The organism is Comamonas sp. 17RB, from assembly GCF_030056555.1.
In the GTDB taxonomy this organism is placed as follows: Bacteria; Pseudomonadota; Gammaproteobacteria; order Burkholderiales; family Burkholderiaceae_C; genus Comamonas; species Comamonas terrigena.
Genome location: NZ_JASHHY010000007.1, coordinates 148,666 through 164,436, shown reverse-complemented (window position 1 = coordinate 164,436; position 15,771 = coordinate 148,666). Strand labels below are relative to the sequence as shown.

Here is a 15,771-nt window from a genome sequence, read left to right as displayed (position 1 = left end):
GCTGTCGCCGCCCGCAGCATTGCCCGACAGTGGGGCCATGTACGCAATCCACCCCTCCCCCCATGCGCTCCCACACGCTTCCACCATGGCCTCCGCACACGGTGCAGAGGGTCGGTGGAGAGCCGAACTCGGCACACCACCGCCCCCCTGGAAGCCACTGTCCCTGGACGCGGCCGGCACGGTGCAGGCTGTGCACGTACCCAAAGGCCGGATGGCGGTGCTGGAATGCCAGCAGGGCCGCCTGTGGCTCACGCAACAGGACCTGCTGAAGGACCAGTTTGCCGAAGCCGGCCAGCGCCTGTACTGCCCCGGCCCTGCCCGGCTGTACCTGGGTGCGCAAGGCAATGCGCCAGCCCTGGTGCGCTGGGTGCTGCTGCCCCGGGGCAGCCATGCACCGGCCTAAGCCATCCCGGCAGGCGGGCGCTGGCCCCCAGGGCACCCCTCAGCGGTACTGGGGCGGCGGCGCATAGCCGCTGCGGCCGGCGTCGCCGGGGAAAGCCTGGGGCGCTGGTGCACCAGCGCCGTTGCGGGGCGGCTGCGCCGCGGGGCTGCCGGCCAGTTGCACCTCGAACAGTGCCGCTCCGATCACGCCGATGTTGCGTGCATCCCCGGCGGCCGTGTGGGCCGCATAGGCCCGGTCCTTGGTGGCAAAGCGGAAGGCCGCCACCTCGCGGCTGTTCTTGCGAAAGCCCTCGATGTGCAGGGTCTGGCCCGCGCGCAGCAGGTAGCCGGCGTTCTGCAGGCTGCCCGCCTGGCCGGACAGCACGTCCAGGCCGTCCACCGTGGCCACCACCTCGTAGTTGCGGCTGCTGCGGTTGGTGAACACCAGCACATAACGCTCGCCATGGCGGCCCGCCAGCTGGTAGCCGCTGCTGCCGCGCTGGCTGTACACCGGCAGCGCTTGGCCCTGCCCATCCAGCACGGACCATTCCACCGCACCGTCGGCCAGCAGCACATTCAGCTGCCGGTCGGCACTGCCGCCCAGGGCACGGCGGATGCTGGCTTCATCGGAATAGCGCAGTTGCGACAGCGCCTGTGCATGTTCGGGATGCAAGCGCGTGGCTTCCACGTCGTAGGTCACGGACTCCCGCCCCTCCCCCCACTGGGTGCCCAAGGTGGATTCCACCTGGGGGCCACGCTGGGCCACTGCGGCAAGGGGGTCGGGACCGGACTGCGGGGCGCCGCACGCCGCCAGACCGGCGGCCAGCAGCAGGGCACACAGGGTCTGCCAGCAGCGCCGCAGCCCGGATGTGGTGGTGGGGTTCATGTTCACACTCCCTGGTGGTTGGAATCTGGATGCACCGCACCCCGGTGCGGCGGGCTCGGCCCGGGTGCGGCCCGTATGGGGCAGCCACCGCAGCCACGCGTGCAGAAAAAAGCCGTGGACCCGCCACGGCTTGCACACGCGTGCGATGCCGCTTTATTTCAGACGCATCTCGGCCGCACGGGCATGGCCTTGCAGGCCCTCGCCATAGGCCAGCACGGCAGCGGTCTTGCCCAGGATCTGGGCACCGGCTTCGCTGACCTCGATCAGGCTGCTGCGCTTCTGGAAGTCGTACACCCCCAGCGGAGAGCTGAAACGCGCCGTGCCGCTGGTGGGCAGCACGTGGTTGGGGCCGGCGCAGTAGTCCCCCAGGCTTTCCGAGGTGTACGCACCCAGGAAGATGGCGCCGGCGTGCTTGAGCAGCGGCTCCCAGCGGTGCGGATCCCGGCTGGAGACTTCCAGGTGCTCCGGCGCAATGCGGTTGCTGATGGCACAGGCCTCTTCCATGTCCTTGGTCAGGATCAGCGCGCCACGGTCGCTCAGGCTTTTGGCGATGATGGCCTTGCGGGGCATCTCGGGCAGCAGGCGATCGATCTCGGCCTGGACGGCATCGATATAGGCCGCATCCGGGCACAGCAGGATGGACTGCGCCAGCTCATCGTGCTCGGCCTGGCTGAACAGGTCCATTGCCACCCAGGCGGGCGGTGTCGTGCCGTCGGCCAGCACCAGGATTTCGCTGGGGCCGGCAATCATGTCGATGCCCACCAGACCGAAGACCCGCTTCTTGGCACTGGCCACATAGGCGTTGCCGGGGCCGGTGATCTTGTCTACCTTGGGGATGGTCGCCGTACCGTAGGCCAAGGCAGCCACGGCCTGCGCACCGCCCACGGTGAAGGCGCGGTGCACACCGGCCACATAGGCGGCGGCCAGCACCAGCGGATTCTTGGCGCCTTGCGGCGTGGGCACCACCATGATGATGTCCTCCACACCCGCCACCTGGGCCGGAATGGCATTCATCAGCACGCTGCTGGGATACGCCGCCTTGCCGCCGGGCACGTAAATGCCCACGCGGTCCAGCGGCGTGACCTTCTGGCCCAGCAGGGTGCCGTCTTCGTCACGGTAGCTCCAGCTTTCGCCATTGGCCTTCTTCTGTGCCTCGTGGTAGCTGCGCACACGGCGCGCGGCAGATTCCAGTGCTTCGCGCTGGTCTGCAGGCAGGCTGTCGAAGGCGGCCTTGAGTTCTTCCTTGGTCAGCTCCAGCGCGGCCATGGAGTCGGCGCTCAGGCCGTCAAAGCGGGCGGTGTACTCCAGCACGGCGGCATCGCCGCGCTTTTGCACATCGGCCAGGATGTCGGCCACACGCTGTTCGATGGCGGCGTCCGTGTCCGCCGACCAATGCAGACGCGCAGCAAAATCATGCTCAAACTGGGCATCTGCGGTTGATAGACGGACGGGAGCAGCTACGAATTCCATAGTATTTACCAGTGGAGAAAATCAGTTGTTCTTGGCCGCAACGGCCTGAGCGAACGCATCGATGATGTGGCGCAGCGGGGCCTGCTTGAGCTTGAGCGACGCCTGGTTGACCACCAGACGCGAGCTGATGTCCATGATGGGCTCGACCTCGACCAGGTCATTGGCCTTGAGGGTGTTGCCGGTGGACACCAGGTCGACGATGGCATCGGCCATGCCGGTCAGCGGCGCCAGCTCCATGGAACCGTAGAGCTTGACCATATCCACGTGCACCCCCTTCTTGGCGAAGAAATGGCGTGCGATCTCGGGGTACTTGGTGGCGATGCGCAGGCGCGCGCCCTGCTTGACCGCATGCGCATAGTCAAAGCCGTTGCGCACGGCCACGCTCACGCGGCAGCGGGCAATCTGCAGGTCCAGGGGCTGGTACAGGCCCTGGCCACCATGCTCGATCAGCGAATCCAGTCCGGACACGCCCAGATCGGCGCCGCCGTACTGCACATACACCGGCACGTCCGAAGCCCGCACCAGCACCACACGCACATGGGGCTGGTTGGTGTCAAAAATCAGCTTGCGCGACTTTTCCACGTCTTCCGTCACCGCAATGCCGGCAGCCGCCAGCAGGGGCACGGTTTCTTCAAAGATACGGCCCTTGGACAGGGCAATCGTCACAGGGGTTGCGATCGTCATTCCGACACTCTTTCGATATCTGCACCCAGGCCCCGCAGCTTTTCTTCCATGCGGTCGTAGCCACGGTCCAGGTGGTAAATACGGTCTACCAGGGTCTCGCCCTCGGCCACCAGACCGGCAATCACCAGGCTGGCCGAGGCACGCAGGTCGGTGGCCATCACGGTGGCGCCGGACAGGCGCTTGCCGCCTTCGATGGACGCCACGCGGCCGTCGGTGGAGATATGCGCACCCAGGCGGCGCATCTCGTTGACGTGCATGAAGCGGTTTTCAAAAATCGTCTCGGTCACCACGCTGGCGCCTTCGGCCACCAGATTCAGCGCCATGAACTGCGCCTGCATGTCAGTGGGAAAGCCGGGATATTCGGTGGTGCGGAAGCTCTGGGCCTTGAGCTTGCCGTTGGAGCGGACCTTCAGGCCGGCCTCCACGGATTCCACGATCACACCCGCTTCCTTGAGCTTGTCGATCACGGCACCCAGGTGGTCGGCGCGTGCGTGGTGCAGCAAGGCCTCGCCGCCGGTGGCGGCCACCGCGCACAGGAAGGTCCCGGCCTCGATGCGGTCCGCCACCACGTCGTGGGTGCAGCCGTGCAGCCGGTCCACCCCCTGGATCACGATGCGGCTGGTGCCGTGGCCGGTGATCTTGGCGCCCATCTTGATCAGCATCTCGGCCAGATCGGGGATTTCAGGCTCCATGGCGGCGTTTTCCAGCACGGTCTCGCCGTCGGCCAGCGCAGCGGCCATCAGGAAGTTCTCGGTGCCCGTCACGGTCACCATGTCGGTGGTGATGCGCGCGCCCTTCAGGCGCGTCCAGCCGGCGGGCAGGCTGGCATGCATGTAGCCGTTTTCCACGGTGATGATCGCACCCATGGCCTGCAGGCCCTTGATGTGCTGGTCCACCGGACGCGAGCCGATGGCGCAACCGCCGGGCAGCGACACCTTGGCACGGCCGAAGCGGGCCAGCAGCGGGCCCAGCGCCAGTACCGAGGCGCGCATGGTCTTGACCAGCTCGTACGGGGCTTCGGGCGTCAGGCTGTCGGGGGCGACAAAGCTCATGCCGCCACGCTCGCCGTGGGTCTCGGTCTGCACGCCCATATTGGCCAGCAGCTTGCGCATGGTGGCCACATCGTGCAGGCGCGGCACATTGTGCAGGTGCACGGGCTCGGCGGTCAGCAGCGCCGCGCACATCTCGGGCAGGGCTGCGTTCTTGGCGCCGGAAATCAAAACTTCGCCCTTCAGCGAACGGCCACCACGGATCTTGAGTTTGTCCATCGCAAAACTGCCTTATGGGTCCAATCAGGCTGTGGCGCGCTCTGAATGCGCCCCCACAGCGAGTGAGTAATGAATGAATGCGGCGGCTTACTGGGCCGCCTGCTGCGCCCATTCGGCGGGCGTGTAGGTCTTCATGGACAGCGCATGCACCTCGTCGGTGGCCATGCGGTTGCCCAGCGTGGCATAGACCAGGCGCTGGCGGCCGACAAGGCGCTGGCCTTCGAATGCGGCCGAGACGATGGTGGCATACCAATGCCGGCCATCGCCTTCGAGCGCGATGTGTTCGCAAGGCAGGCCGGCAGAGATGATGGCTTGGAGTTGGTCAGCGGTCATGGGCCAAAGCACCCGCAGCGCGGGCGACAGAGAAAGTGGAAATCTTGCACATGGTGGCGGTGCCGCTCAGTGGCGCATCTTGTAGCCGGTGCGCAGCAGGCGCACGGCCAGGGCGCTGACCAGCAGCCAGGCGCCGCCCACGATGGCCAGGCTGGTCCAGGGGGACACGTCGCTCAGGCCGAAGAAGCCGTAGCGAAAGCCATCGATCATGTAGAAGAAGGGGTTGAGGTGGCTCACCTGCTGCCAGAACGGCGGCAGCGAGTGGATGGAATAGAACACGCCGGACAGAAACGTCATGGGCATGATCAGGAAGTTCTGGAAGGCCGCCATCTGGTCGAACTTGTCGGCCCACAGCCCGGCAATCAGGCCCAGCGTGCCCAGCAGCGCAGCGCCCAGGAAGGCAAAGGCCAGAATCCACAGCGGCGCCACCGCGACGGGAGGCGTGAAGAACAGCGTGACGATGTACACCCCCAGCCCCACGGCCAGACCGCGCACCACCGACGCACCGACAAAAGCCACAAACCAGGCCCAGTGCGACAGCGGGGTGAGCAGGATGAACACCACGCTGCCCATGATCTTGCTTTGCACCAGACTGGACGAACTGTTGGCGAACGCATTCTGCAGCACGCTCATCATCACCAGGCCGGGCACCAGGAAGGCGGTATAGCTCAGACTGCCATAGACCTTCACATGCCCGTCCAGCACATGGCCGAAGATCAGCAGGTACAGCACGGCCGTCAGCACCGGCGCGGCCACGGTCTGGAAGCTCACCTTCCAGAACCGCAGGATTTCCTTGTAGAACAGCGACTGCCAGCCTTGCATCATGCCGCTCCTTTCATCACCTGCAGAAACACATCCTCCAGGTCGGCACGGCGGATTTCCATGTCTTCCATGGCCACACCCGCTTCGCGCAAGGTGGCCAGATAGCGTTCGATGTCGTTGGGCCCCTGGGCCGGCAGCTGCACCACCCGGCCGGTGACGCGGGCAATGGGCAGCAGCACCTCGGGCAGGGCCTGGTCGCTCTTGAACTGCAGCACATTGGCCGAAGCCGTCTTGAGCAGGTTGGAGGTATCGTCCAGCGCCACGATCTGGCCGTGCTTGAGCATGGCGATGCGGTTGCACAGCGCTTCGGCCTCTTCCAGGTAGTGGGTGGTCAGCAGCACCGTATGGCCCTGCTTGTTGAGCTTGGCAATGAAATGCCAGAGGGCCTGGCGCAGCTCCACATCCACCCCGGCCGTGGGTTCGTCCAGCACGATGATGGGCGGCTTGTGCACCAGGGCCTGGGCCACCAGCACGCGGCGCTTCATGCCGCCCGACAGCTGGCGCATATTGGCCGTGGCCTTGTCGGCCAGGCCCAGGCTGTCCAGCAATTCATCGATCCAGTCGTCGTTGTGCTTCACGCCAAAGTAGCCGGACTGCAGGCGCAGCGTCTCGCGCACATTGAAGAAGGGGTCGAACACCAGCTCCTGGGGCACCACGCCCAGCTGACGACGTGCTGCAGCAAAGTCGCTTTGCACGTCATGGCCCTGGACGGTGACACGGCCGGAAGTGGCCTTGGCCAATCCCGCCAGAATGCTGATCAGCGTGGTCTTGCCCGCGCCGTTGGGACCGAGCAGGCCGAAGAATTCGCCCTCACCGATGTCCAGGCTGACCTGTTGCAGGGCCTGGAACTCGCCCTTGGGCGTGCGGTAGGTCTTGGAGATGGATTGGAATGAGACAGCTGGCATGGCAGCCGGTCATTTTAAAGGCAGTCCACTGCTGTGTGCCCGGGGGGCTGGGCGATAAACCTTATCGGAGCTGCTGCAACCCCGCACCAGCGCCGATACCTGCGCCCGCACAGCGGTCCGCACCACTGGCATGGTGCTGCCGCCGCGGGTGTCAGACCAGGGGGTCTGTGCCCGCGCTGGCGCTCACCGGCAAGCCCAGCACACCGTCCACGCCGTAGACATGGGCCATAGACTGCAGGCCGGCGGGAAGATGCTGCACTTCCAAGGTGCGCTGGCTGGCCTGGGCCAGACGGCGGCATTCCAGCAACAACGCCAGTGCGGCAGAATCAAAACGCCGCACCGCAGCGGCATCCAGCACTACGGCGCCGGTGCCGCCACCAGCGATCTGGCGGCGCAGCTGCGGCAGCAGGGCTGCGGCCTGGTCGCCATCCAGATCGGCGGGCAGTGCAATCACGCTCATTTGGCGTTGGCGGCCTTGGCCGGCATGGCGCTGCGGCTGGCCAGGGTCTGGATCAGGCCGTCGATGCCGGTCTTGTTCAGCTCTTCGGCGAACTGGGTGCGGTAGGTTTCCACCAGCCAGACGCCCAGCACGTTGAAGTTGTAAACCTTCCAGGCGCCGTCCTTCTTTTCCAGACGGAAGTCCAGCGGCACGGGCTCACCCTTGCCACGCACTTCGGTGCGCACCAGCACATCGGTGTCACCGGCCGCCATGCGCAGCGGCTTGACCACCACGGTCTGGTCGCTCACCTGGGCCAGCGCGCCGGAATAGGTGCGCATCAGCAACTGCTTGAATTCGGTTTGCAGGCGTTCCTGCTGGGCCGGCGTGGCCTGGCGCCACTTGGGACCAACGGCCGCCGACGTCATGCGGCGGAAGTTCACATGCGGCAGCACCACCTGGTCCACCAGGGCATTGATCTTGGCCATGTCTCCACCCTTGAGGGCCGGATCCGCCTTGATGGTGGTCAGCACGTCGGTCGACAGGCGCTTGATCAGCGCATCCGGCGCTTCCTCGGCCGCCAGGGCCGCCAGCGGCAGGCAGGCAGCAGCGGCCAGGGCCACCAGGGAGTGCACAGAGGTACGTCGATTCATCTTCATGGGTAATCCTTTTCAGCAACGGGCCGCAGCCCGTGGGGGGTGTGCGCCTGGGCAACACACCTGGGCACAGCGTGCCGCATTCTGGTCAACAGCATGCAAGGCGTGCGTAAAGTCTTGCAACACCATGCATCCGCACCAGCGCGGGCCATGCCCGGGAAACGTCATTCTTCGGGCGGCAGCTTGCCGGCGTCCAGGTCTTCGACGCGACCATCGCCCTTGGGCTGGCGCGACTGCAGATACACATCGCGCAGCAGCGAGTAGCGGTCCAGCGCCACCGAATCCACAATGTCGCCGGCCTTCAGCAGGCGTGCACGGTCATCCACCACCTTCAGGCCCACCAGGGCGTTGCGGTGCGAAATCGGACGCAGCTCGGTCAGAACATTGCCGCGCCAGTCCGCAGGCAGGGCCACCGTGTCCCGCACGGTGGACGGACCCAGGAAAGGCAGCACCAGGTAGGGACCGGGCTTGATGCCCCAGGCACCCAGGGTGCGGCCGAAGTCCTGCTTCTGGCGGTCCACGCCCATTTCGGTCGCAATGTCCAGCAGACCGCCGATGCCCAGCACCGTGTTGGTGGTGAAGCGCACCATGTGGTTGTAGGCCTGCAGACCATTGCCTTGCAGCAAATGGTTCACCATGGACCACAGATCGCCCACGTTGCCGAAGAAGTTGCCCACACCGGTGCGCACCGGCTGGGGCGTCACGGTCTGGTAGGCCGTGGCCACGGGCTTGAGCACCGCGTCATCGACCCCGTCGTTGAACGACTGCACCTTGCGGTTGAACGACTCGTACGGGTCCTGCGGGTTGCTGCCGGTCGCCGCACAACCGCCCAGCACCAGGGCACTGGCCGACACGGCGGCAATGGCGCTCCAGCGCACGATGGGGGATGTCTTGTTCTTCTGCATCATGGTCAGTTTCCGTTGGTTGCGGGCGCAGGCGTGGCGGCCCCCTCTTCGGCCTTGTTGTAGAGGAATTGGCCGATCAGATTCTCCAGCACCACAGCCGACTGGGTCGAGCTGATGCGATCACCGGCTTTGAGGTTTTCCTCGTCGGCGCCGGCTTCGATGCCGATGTACTGGTCTCCCAGCAGGCCGCTGGTCAGGATCTTCAGCGAACTGTCCTTGGGGAATTTGTAACGCTCTTCCATCACCAGGTTCACGCTGGCCTGGAAGGTCTGGTCGTCAAACGTGATGGATTCCACGCGTCCCACCACCACGCCGGCGCTCTTGACCGCCGCCTTGGGCTTGAGCCCACCGATGTTGTCGAAGCGGGCGGTCACCGGGTAGCCTTTCTGAAAGTTCAGGCTCAGCAGATTGGCTGCCTGCAACGCCAGAAACACCAGCGCGGCAGCCCCGATCAGCACGAACATGCCGACCCAGATGTCATTTTTGGATTGCTGCATTTTTGATCTATTCCTTGTTTGCCTGGGCGCCGTGCCTCAGATGCTGAACATCGATGCGGTCATCAGGAAGTCCAGTCCCAGCACCGCCAGCGAAGCCATCACCACCGTGCGGGTGGTGGCGCGCGACACGCCTTCCGGCGTGGGCTTGGCCACATAGCCCTGCAGCAGTGCCACAAAGGTCACTGCCACCCCAAATACCGTGCTCTTGATGACGCCGTTGCCCAGATCGTTCCACCAATCCACGCCGGACTGCATCTGGCCCCAGAAGGCCCCCGCATCCACGCCGATCAGCAGCACGCCCACGATCCAGCCGCCCAGCACGCCGACGGCACTGAACACCGCCGCCAGCAGGGGCATGGCCACCACCCCCGCCCAGAAACGGGGCGCGAGAATGCGTTTGATCGGGTCCACCGCCATCATTTCCATCGCCGACAGCTGCTCGCCAGCCTTCATCAGGCCGATTTCTGCCGTCAGCGCCGTGCCGGCGCGGCCGGCGAACAGCAAGGCCGTCACCACCGGACCCAGCTCGCGCAGCAGACTGAGCGTCACCATCATGCCCAGGGCCTCGGCCGAGCCGTAGCGCTGCAGGATGTAATAGCCCTGCAGGCCCAGCACAAAGCCCACGAACAGACCGGACACCCCGATGATGGCCAGCGAATAATTGCCCAGAAAATGGATCTGGTCGCCCGTCAGGCGAAAGCGCCGCAGCGCTTCCGGCAGCAGGGCCAGCAGACGTCCGAACAGGCGGGCGCCATAGCCCATGTCGGCCAGCTTGGAACGCACGGCCAGACCGATGCGTGCGGGATGCAGCCAGTTCATCGTGCACCTCCGTCACCGTGTGCGGTGCCAAAATCGGCCTCCAGCGAAGGGGCGGCATAGTGGAAAGGCACCGGACCCGTGGGCCGGGCATGGACAAACTGCTGCACCAGCGGATCGGGGCAGTCCATCACTTCCTGTGGCGTGCCCTGTGCGGCCACGCCGCCAGCGCCCAGAATCACCACATGGTCCGCCACGCGGAAGGTTTCTTCCACATCGTGGGAGACCAGGATCGTGGTCAGGCCCATGGCATCGTTCAGGATGCGGATCAGGCGCGCCGACGTGCCCAGCGAAATCGGGTCCAGCCCGGCAAACGGCTCGTCATACATGATCAGTTCCGGATCCAGGGCCATGGCACGGGCCAGGGCCACCCGGCGGGCCATGCCGCCGGAAATCTGGCTGGGCATCAGGTCGCGTGCGCCGCGCAGGCCCACGGCCTGCAGCTTCATCAGCACGATGTCGCGCACCATGGACGGCGGCAGCTGGCTGTGCTCGCGCAGCGGAAAAGCCACGTTGTCGAACACATTCATGTCGGTGAACAAGGCCCCGAACTGGAACAGCATGCCCATGCGCCGGCGTGCGGCGTACAGCTGGGTCTGGTCCATGCTACCCACGTCCTGGCCATCGAACAGCACCTGGCCCTGCTGGGCGCGGTTCTGCCCGCCGATCAGGCGCAGCACCGTGGTCTTGCCACCGCCGGAAGCCCCCATCAGCGCCGTCACTTTGCCACGTGGCACGGACAGCGAGAGGTCGCGCAGGATCACCCGTTCGCCATAGCCGAACGTGACATTGCGCAACTCTACCAATGAAGGGGAATCAGACATGGGGATTGAAGTTTTCCACGGCCCAAAGGGGCATATTGTGCAAACAAGCGCCCGGCTTGGCTGCAATTTGGCGAATAAACATACACCAGTGTATGTTTATTCGCAGCGACAGTGGCAGCACGGGGCGGCCCTGTCACGCTGCGGCGCAGCATAGCCAACGGTATCCGCCCTGTGGCTGCGCTATGACAGTCACGGGGCAGAGTGTTGCTGTATCACAACATATTTTGCAGAAAGGCGCGGGTGCGGGCCTGCTGCGGGTTGGCGAAGAACGCGGCCGCCGGCCCCTGCTCCACGATGTGGCCGCCGTCCATGAAAATCACGCGGTTGGCCACTTCGCGGGCAAAGCCCATTTCGTGCGTGACCACCAGCATGGTCATTCGCTCCTCGGCCAGCTCGCGCATGGTGCGCAGCACTTCGCCGGTCAGCTCCGGGTCCAAGGCCGACGTGGGTTCATCGAACAGCAGAATGTCCGGGTCCATGGCCAGCGCACGGGCAATGGCCACGCGCTGCTTCTGCCCGCCCGACAGGCGGTTGGGATAGGCATCGCGCTTTTCCAGCAGGCCCACCTTCTGCAGCAGCGCCTCGGCCTTGGGCACGATGGCATCGCGCTTCATGCCTTTGACGATGATCGGCGCTTCGATGATGTTCTCCAGCACCGTCAGGTGCGGGAACAGATTGAAGGACTGGAACACCATGCCCATCTTGCGGCCGATCTGGCGGATTTCGGCTTCGCTCACATACTGGGCCCTGGCCTCGCCTTCTGAACGCGCCAGCACCTCGCCTTCGATGGTGATGGTGCCGCGGTCGATGGTCTCCAGGTGGTTCAGGCAGCGCAGGAACGTGCTCTTGCCCGAGCCCGAGGGGCCGATGATGGCCACCACCTCGCCGCGCGCCAGTTCCAGCGACACGCCCTTGAGCACCGGCGTGCCGCCAAAGCCTTTGTGGATGCCCTGGGCAGAAATCATCACTTCGGACATGGCTTCAGGCTTCGTACTTTGCATGGCGGTTTTCGAGGTATTGGAAGATCCAGGTCAGTACCAGCGTCATCACCAGATAGAAACAGGCCGCCACAATGAAGGGCGTGAACGTGAAGTCACGCTGCACCACGCCGCGCGCCACGCGCAGCAGGTCGTTCAGCGCCAGCACGTAGATCAGCGAGGTGTCTTTCACCAGGGTGATGGTCTCGTTGCTGACCGGCGGCAGAATGCGCGACCACATTTGCGGCAGCACGATGCGGCGCATGGTCTGGCCATAGCTCATGCCCAGCACCTTGGCGCCTTCATACTGGCCCCGGTCCACCGACTGGATACCGGCGCGGAAGATTTCAGCGAAGTAGGCCGCGTAGTTCAGCGCGAACGCCACCACGGCGGCCGGGAAGTCCGGCAGGCGCACGCCGACCACCGGCACAAACGGCAGGGCAAAGTAGATGAACAGCAGCTGCAACATCAGCGGCGTGCCGCGCATCAGCCAGATATAGCCGCCCACCAGGCTGCTGAGCGCCTTGAAACGGGAAATACGCATCAACGCCAATGCCAATCCCAGCGGGATGGACAGGATCAGCGTGATGACAAAGAGCTTAAGCGTTACCAGGGCCCCGGCAGACATGGGGCCCAAAAGCGAAATTACATAATCCATCGATGGCCTTCAAGGTGGCGCTTGGGTGAAGGGCAGCTGCCACAGGCACAGGCGCCGGACATGGCGGGTGCAACCCGCATGCCAGGACGCGATTGTCGTCGCAAAGCAAAAAAAACCGGCAATGCCAGGCATTGCCGGTACAGCACGGTCGGTCAGACTCAGTGCTTGATGACGTCAGCGCCGAACCACTTCTTGGCGATTTCAGCGGCCTTGCCGTCCTTCTTCATCTCGGCGATCACGTCGTTGACCTTGTTGCGGGTGGCTTCGTCGTCCTTGCGGAAGCCCACACCGTAGTCTTCGGTACCGAAGTCGTCGGCCAGCACGGTGTAGTTGTCGGGCTTCTTGTTGACCAGGTAACGGCCCACCACCTCATCCACCACCACCACGTCCAGGCGGCCGGCCTCCAGGTCCATCAGGGCAGCGATGTTGTCGCCGAACAGCTTGGTTTCCTTGAACTTGTCCGACAGTTCCTTGTCCTTGGCCATGGCGGTCACGGCGCTGGAGCCTTCCTGGGCGCCCACGGTCTTGCCAGCCATGTCAGGCTTGCCCTTGATGTCCGAACCGGCCTTCACGATGATGATCTGCTTGTTCACCATGTAGGGGTCGGAGAACAGGATCTTTTCCTTGCGCTCTTCCAGAATGGTCAGACCGTTCCACAGGGCGTCCACGCGCTTGCCCAGCAGCTCGGCTTCCTTGGCGTTCCAGTCGATGGGCTTGAATTCCACTTCGATGTTGGCGCGCTTGGCGACTTCCTTGGCCATGTCGATGTCGAAACCGACCAGCTCGTTCTTTTCGTCACGGAAACCCATGGGCGGGAAGTTGTCGTCCAGACCGACGACCAGCTTGGTCACGGCAGCCGGTGCGGGGGCGGCTTCGGGGGCCGCTGCCGTGGAGGCAGGTTCATTCTTGCCGCAGGCGGCCAGCAAAGCAGTCAGGGCCACCGTGGCCAGGAGGGTGCGTTTCTTCATGGTGTCGAAAGAAAAGGTGATGAAAGACCTGCAAACGGCGCGACCGGAACTGGCTGCTGGAAGCGTGGTGCACGCCTCCAGGCTGTTCCGCTGCCGGACGAATCCGCTATTGTCGCCCAGAGCGCCATGGCGCGCACCCCATTTCCTGCAAGCCCATGCCACTTCGTCCTGCATCCACCGCCCAGCCCGCGCCCCTGTGTGCCGACGGCCACCCCACCCTGCTGCCCGCAGCCCTGGTACAGGCCTACCGCCAGGCCTGGTACGACGTGGCGCTGCCCGCCCGTGCCACCGCCTCCCGGCTGCAAGTGGACGTGCACTCGCCTGCCCTGCAGCAGGCCATGCGACAGTGCGGCGCCCGGCAGGCCTGTCTGCTGACGGCCTGCAACCCGCTGGGCGCCGCACTGTCGCCCACGGACAACGAACGCCGCATGCAGGCGCTGCGTGCGGCACTGCAGCAGGACGGCTGGAGCTGGGCCCCCGTCCTGGGCCACGACCCCCAGGGCCAGTGGCCGGGCGAAGACAGCCTGCTGGTCTGGCACATGGCCCCCACCCAATCCCGCGCCTGGGGCCGGCACTGGGAGCAGAACGCCGTGCTGACGGTGGGCAGCGACGCCATCCCCCGGTTGCTGCTGCTGCGCTGACGGCACAGGGCGCGGCCTGATCCTCCGTTCCCGCACCCCGCCCCGGGGGGCGGGCCCGGAATGCAAAAAGCCTTTGCGACAGACATCGCAAAGGCTCGGAGGTGTACGGCGTCGGCCCGCACAGCGGCCCTGGGGCCGCCACACAGACCAGACCGGGCTCAGCGGGGCAGCTGGCTGGCGCCCACCAGGAACTCGTCCACGGCGCGGGCCGCCTGGCGGCCTTCACGGATGGCCCAGACGACCAGCGACTGGCCGCGGCGGATGTCGCCTGCGGCGAACAGCTTGGGCACGCTGGTGGCGTAGCCGCCGATCAGATCGGTCGTAGCCTTGACGTTGCCGCGCTGGTCCTTGTCCACACCAAAAGCGTCCAGCACGGTCTGCACCGGCGAGACAAAGCCCATGGCCAGGAACACCAGATCGGCCTTGATGATCTGCTCGGAGCCGGCGACCTCGGCCATCTTGCCGTCCTTCCACTCCAGGCGCACGGTCTTCACGGCCGTCAGCTGGCCCTTTTCACCGATGAATTCCTTGGTGCCGATGGCGAACTCGCGCTCGCAGCCTTCCTGGTGGCTGGAGCTGGTGCGCAGCTTCAGCGGCCAGTACGGCCACACCAGGGGCTTGTTTTCCTGCTCGGGGGGCATGGGCATCAGTTCCAGCTGGGTCACGCTGGTGGCGCCATGGCGGTTGGAGGTGCCCACGCAATCGGAACCGGTGTCACCGCCGCCGATCACCACGACGTGCTTGCCATCGGCGCGGATCTGGCCCTTGTACTTGCCTTCGGCCGTGGCCTTGTTCTGCTGGGGCAGGAACTCCATGGCGAAATGCACGCCCTTCAGATCACGGCCGGGCACGGGCAGGTCACGCGACTGCTCGGCACCGCCGGTCAGCAGCACGGCGTCGAATTCGGCCATCAGCGTTTCGGGGGCGATGGTTTCCTTGGCCCAGTTGGTGACCTTGCTGTCCTTGCCCAGGCCATCCTTGCCCGCCACCAGCACGCCGGTGCGGATCTTCAGGCCTTCGGCCACCAGTTGCTCGACGCGGCGGTCGATGTTGGACTTGTTCAGCTTGAAGTCGGGGATGCCGTAGCGCAGCAGACCGCCGACCTGGTCGTTCTTCTCGAACAGGGTCACATCGTGGCCCGCACGCACCAGTTGCTGGGCGGCAGCCAGGCCCGCAGGGCCGGCGCCAACCACGGCCACCTTCTTGCCGGTCAGCAGCTTGGGCTTCTGGGCCGTGACCCAGCCTTCATCCCAGGCGCGGTCGATGATGGCGTGCTCGATGGACTTGATGCCGATGGCATCGCCATTGATGTTGGCCACGCAGGCGGCTTCGCAGGGCGCGGGGCAGATGCGGCCGGTGAACTCGGGGAAGTTGTTGGTGCTGTGCAGCACCTTGATCGCGTTCTCCCAGTCACCGCGGTACACCAGATCGTTGAAATCCGGAATGATGTTGTTGACCGGGCAGCCGTTGTTGCAGAACGGGGTGCCGCAGTCCATGCAGCGTGCGCCCTGGATCTTGGCCTGCTCGGGCGTCAGTGCAATGACGAATTCCTTGTAGTTCTTCAGACGTTCCGCAACCGGGGCGTAGCCCTCTTCGATGCGGTCGTATTCCATAAAGCCGGTGGTCTTACCCATGGTGTGTATT

General features: G+C 65.2%; 19 protein-coding genes. 2 read left to right on the top strand and 17 right to left on the bottom strand.

The window, feature by feature from the left end; translation table 11 throughout:
- Positions 1–190: 190 nt before the first annotated feature.
- A complete protein-coding gene (locus QM470_RS13835; RefSeq protein ID WP_283339673.1) occupies positions 191–403 on the top strand; it encodes a DUF2917 domain-containing protein in 213 nt (70 codons plus the stop codon).
- Positions 404–442: 39 nt separating this feature from the next.
- On the opposite strand, the gene QM470_RS13830 is transcribed toward QM470_RS13835, so the two are convergent.
- The 16 genes from QM470_RS13830 to QM470_RS13755 all read right to left on the bottom strand — a co-directional run bounded on the left by QM470_RS13830 (position 443) and on the right by QM470_RS13755 (position 13,486).
- Complete coding sequence (locus QM470_RS13830; RefSeq protein ID WP_283339672.1) at positions 443–1,267, bottom strand: hypothetical protein; 825 nt, start codon at positions 1,265–1,267, stop codon at positions 443–445.
- Between the two features lie 153 nt (positions 1,268–1,420).
- Positions 1,421–2,737 (bottom strand): histidinol dehydrogenase, encoded by a 1,317-nt coding sequence (gene hisD / locus QM470_RS13825; RefSeq protein ID WP_283339671.1) that lies wholly within the window; start codon positions 2,735–2,737, stop codon positions 1,421–1,423.
- Positions 2,738–2,758: 21 nt separating this feature from the next.
- Complete coding sequence (gene hisG, locus QM470_RS13820; protein WP_066540386.1) at positions 2,759–3,421, bottom strand: ATP phosphoribosyltransferase; 663 nt, start codon at positions 3,419–3,421, stop codon at positions 2,759–2,761.
- The gene (murA, locus tag QM470_RS13815; protein ID WP_283339670.1) at positions 3,418–4,689 is read right to left on the bottom strand and encodes a UDP-N-acetylglucosamine 1-carboxyvinyltransferase; all 1,272 of its coding nucleotides are present in this window, start codon (positions 4,687–4,689) and stop codon (positions 3,418–3,420) included. Before murA ends, hisG begins: the two co-directional genes overlap by 4 nt.
- Before the next feature lie 87 nt (positions 4,690–4,776).
- A complete protein-coding gene (locus QM470_RS13810) occupies positions 4,777–5,022 on the bottom strand; it encodes a BolA family protein (RefSeq protein WP_066540383.1) in 246 nt (81 codons plus the stop codon).
- A gap of 66 nt (positions 5,023–5,088) precedes the next feature.
- Complete coding sequence (locus tag QM470_RS13805; RefSeq protein WP_066540849.1) at positions 5,089–5,844, bottom strand: ABC transporter permease; 756 nt, start codon at positions 5,842–5,844, stop codon at positions 5,089–5,091.
- Positions 5,844–6,749, bottom strand: a complete 906-nt coding sequence (locus QM470_RS13800) for an ABC transporter ATP-binding protein (protein ID WP_066540381.1) — start codon at positions 6,747–6,749, stop codon at positions 5,844–5,846. The genes QM470_RS13805 and QM470_RS13800 overlap by 1 nt, the downstream gene beginning before the upstream one ends.
- 151 nt (positions 6,750–6,900) lie before the next feature.
- Positions 6,901–7,209 carry an STAS domain-containing protein gene (locus tag QM470_RS13795; RefSeq protein ID WP_280012311.1) on the bottom strand — a complete coding sequence of 103 codons (309 nt, stop codon included), beginning with the start codon at positions 7,207–7,209 and terminating at the stop codon, positions 6,901–6,903.
- Positions 7,206–7,844 carry an MlaC/ttg2D family ABC transporter substrate-binding protein gene (locus QM470_RS13790; protein WP_502846845.1) on the bottom strand — a complete coding sequence of 213 codons (639 nt, stop codon included), beginning with the start codon at positions 7,842–7,844 and terminating at the stop codon, positions 7,206–7,208. The genes QM470_RS13795 and QM470_RS13790 overlap by 4 nt, the downstream gene beginning before the upstream one ends.
- A gap of 161 nt (positions 7,845–8,005) precedes the next feature.
- Positions 8,006–8,746: an MlaA family lipoprotein gene (locus QM470_RS13785; protein ID WP_283339774.1), complete on the bottom strand. Its 741-nt coding sequence runs from the start codon at positions 8,744–8,746 to the stop codon at positions 8,006–8,008.
- Between the two features lie 5 nt (positions 8,747–8,751).
- The gene (gene mlaD / locus QM470_RS13780) at positions 8,752–9,243 is read right to left on the bottom strand and encodes an outer membrane lipid asymmetry maintenance protein MlaD (RefSeq protein WP_066540374.1); all 492 of its coding nucleotides are present in this window, start codon (positions 9,241–9,243) and stop codon (positions 8,752–8,754) included.
- A gap of 36 nt (positions 9,244–9,279) precedes the next feature.
- A complete protein-coding gene (gene mlaE / locus QM470_RS13775) occupies positions 9,280–10,062 on the bottom strand; it encodes a lipid asymmetry maintenance ABC transporter permease subunit MlaE (RefSeq protein ID WP_066540371.1) in 783 nt (260 codons plus the stop codon).
- Entirely contained in the window at positions 10,059–10,883 is an 825-nt protein-coding gene (locus tag QM470_RS13770; RefSeq protein ID WP_283339669.1) for an ABC transporter ATP-binding protein, read from the bottom strand. Before QM470_RS13770 ends, mlaE begins: the two co-directional genes overlap by 4 nt.
- Before the next feature lie 212 nt (positions 10,884–11,095).
- Positions 11,096–11,848: an amino acid ABC transporter ATP-binding protein gene (locus tag QM470_RS13765; protein WP_066540845.1), complete on the bottom strand. Its 753-nt coding sequence runs from the start codon at positions 11,846–11,848 to the stop codon at positions 11,096–11,098.
- Positions 11,849–11,864: 16 nt separating this feature from the next.
- A complete protein-coding gene (locus tag QM470_RS13760; protein ID WP_066540365.1) occupies positions 11,865–12,518 on the bottom strand; it encodes an amino acid ABC transporter permease in 654 nt (217 codons plus the stop codon).
- A gap of 158 nt (positions 12,519–12,676) precedes the next feature.
- Positions 12,677–13,486: an amino acid ABC transporter substrate-binding protein gene (locus QM470_RS13755; RefSeq protein WP_066540362.1), complete on the bottom strand. Its 810-nt coding sequence runs from the start codon at positions 13,484–13,486 to the stop codon at positions 12,677–12,679.
- Positions 13,487–13,641: 155 nt separating this feature from the next.
- Between QM470_RS13755 and QM470_RS13750 the strand changes: the two genes are divergently transcribed.
- On the top strand, positions 13,642–14,127 hold the full coding sequence (locus QM470_RS13750; protein WP_283339668.1) for a DUF3293 domain-containing protein: 486 nt from the start codon (positions 13,642–13,644) through the stop codon (positions 14,125–14,127).
- A gap of 158 nt (positions 14,128–14,285) precedes the next feature.
- Here the strand turns inward: QM470_RS13750 and QM470_RS13745 are convergent, their stop codons facing one another.
- Positions 14,286–15,761 carry a glutamate synthase subunit beta gene (locus tag QM470_RS13745; protein WP_280012307.1) on the bottom strand — a complete coding sequence of 492 codons (1,476 nt, stop codon included), beginning with the start codon at positions 15,759–15,761 and terminating at the stop codon, positions 14,286–14,288.
- Positions 15,762–15,771 lie beyond the last annotated feature (10 nt).

Coding starts and splice junctions, on each gene's coding strand:
- QM470_RS13805 (WP_066540849.1), bottom strand. CDS start 5,844: ATGCAAGGCTGGCAGTCGCTGTTCTACAAGGAAATCCTGCGGTTCTGG.
- QM470_RS13800 (WP_066540381.1), bottom strand. CDS start 6,749: ATGCCAGCTGTCTCATTCCAATCCATCTCCAAGACCTACCGCACGCCC.
- mlaE (WP_066540371.1), bottom strand. CDS start 10,062: ATGAACTGGCTGCATCCCGCACGCATCGGTCTGGCCGTGCGTTCCAAG.
- QM470_RS13790 (WP_502846845.1), bottom strand. CDS start 7,844: ATGAAGATGAATCGACGTACCTCTGTGCACTCCCTGGTGGCCCTGGCC.
- QM470_RS13750 (WP_283339668.1), top strand. CDS start 13,642: ATGCCACTTCGTCCTGCATCCACCGCCCAGCCCGCGCCCCTGTGTGCC.
- hisG (WP_066540386.1), bottom strand. CDS start 3,421: ATGACGATCGCAACCCCTGTGACGATTGCCCTGTCCAAGGGCCGTATC.
- mlaD (WP_066540374.1), bottom strand. CDS start 9,243: ATGCAGCAATCCAAAAATGACATCTGGGTCGGCATGTTCGTGCTGATC.
- QM470_RS13785 (WP_283339774.1), bottom strand. CDS start 8,746: ATGCAGAAGAACAAGACATCCCCCATCGTGCGCTGGAGCGCCATTGCC.
- QM470_RS13830 (WP_283339672.1), bottom strand. CDS start 1,267: ATGAACCCCACCACCACATCCGGGCTGCGGCGCTGCTGGCAGACCCTG.
- QM470_RS13760 (WP_066540365.1), bottom strand. CDS start 12,518: ATGGATTATGTAATTTCGCTTTTGGGCCCCATGTCTGCCGGGGCCCTG.
- QM470_RS13755 (WP_066540362.1), bottom strand. CDS start 13,486: ATGAAGAAACGCACCCTCCTGGCCACGGTGGCCCTGACTGCTTTGCTG.
- murA (WP_283339670.1), bottom strand. CDS start 4,689: ATGGACAAACTCAAGATCCGTGGTGGCCGTTCGCTGAAGGGCGAAGTT.
- QM470_RS13745 (WP_280012307.1), bottom strand. CDS start 15,761: ATGGGTAAGACCACCGGCTTTATGGAATACGACCGCATCGAAGAGGGC.
- QM470_RS13765 (WP_066540845.1), bottom strand. CDS start 11,848: ATGATTTCTGCCCAGGGCATCCACAAAGGCTTTGGCGGCACGCCGGTG.
- QM470_RS13810 (WP_066540383.1), bottom strand. CDS start 5,022: ATGACCGCTGACCAACTCCAAGCCATCATCTCTGCCGGCCTGCCTTGC.
- hisD (WP_283339671.1), bottom strand. CDS start 2,737: ATGGAATTCGTAGCTGCTCCCGTCCGTCTATCAACCGCAGATGCCCAG.
- QM470_RS13770 (WP_283339669.1), bottom strand. CDS start 10,883: ATGTCTGATTCCCCTTCATTGGTAGAGTTGCGCAATGTCACGTTCGGC.
- QM470_RS13795 (WP_280012311.1), bottom strand. CDS start 7,209: ATGAGCGTGATTGCACTGCCCGCCGATCTGGATGGCGACCAGGCCGCA.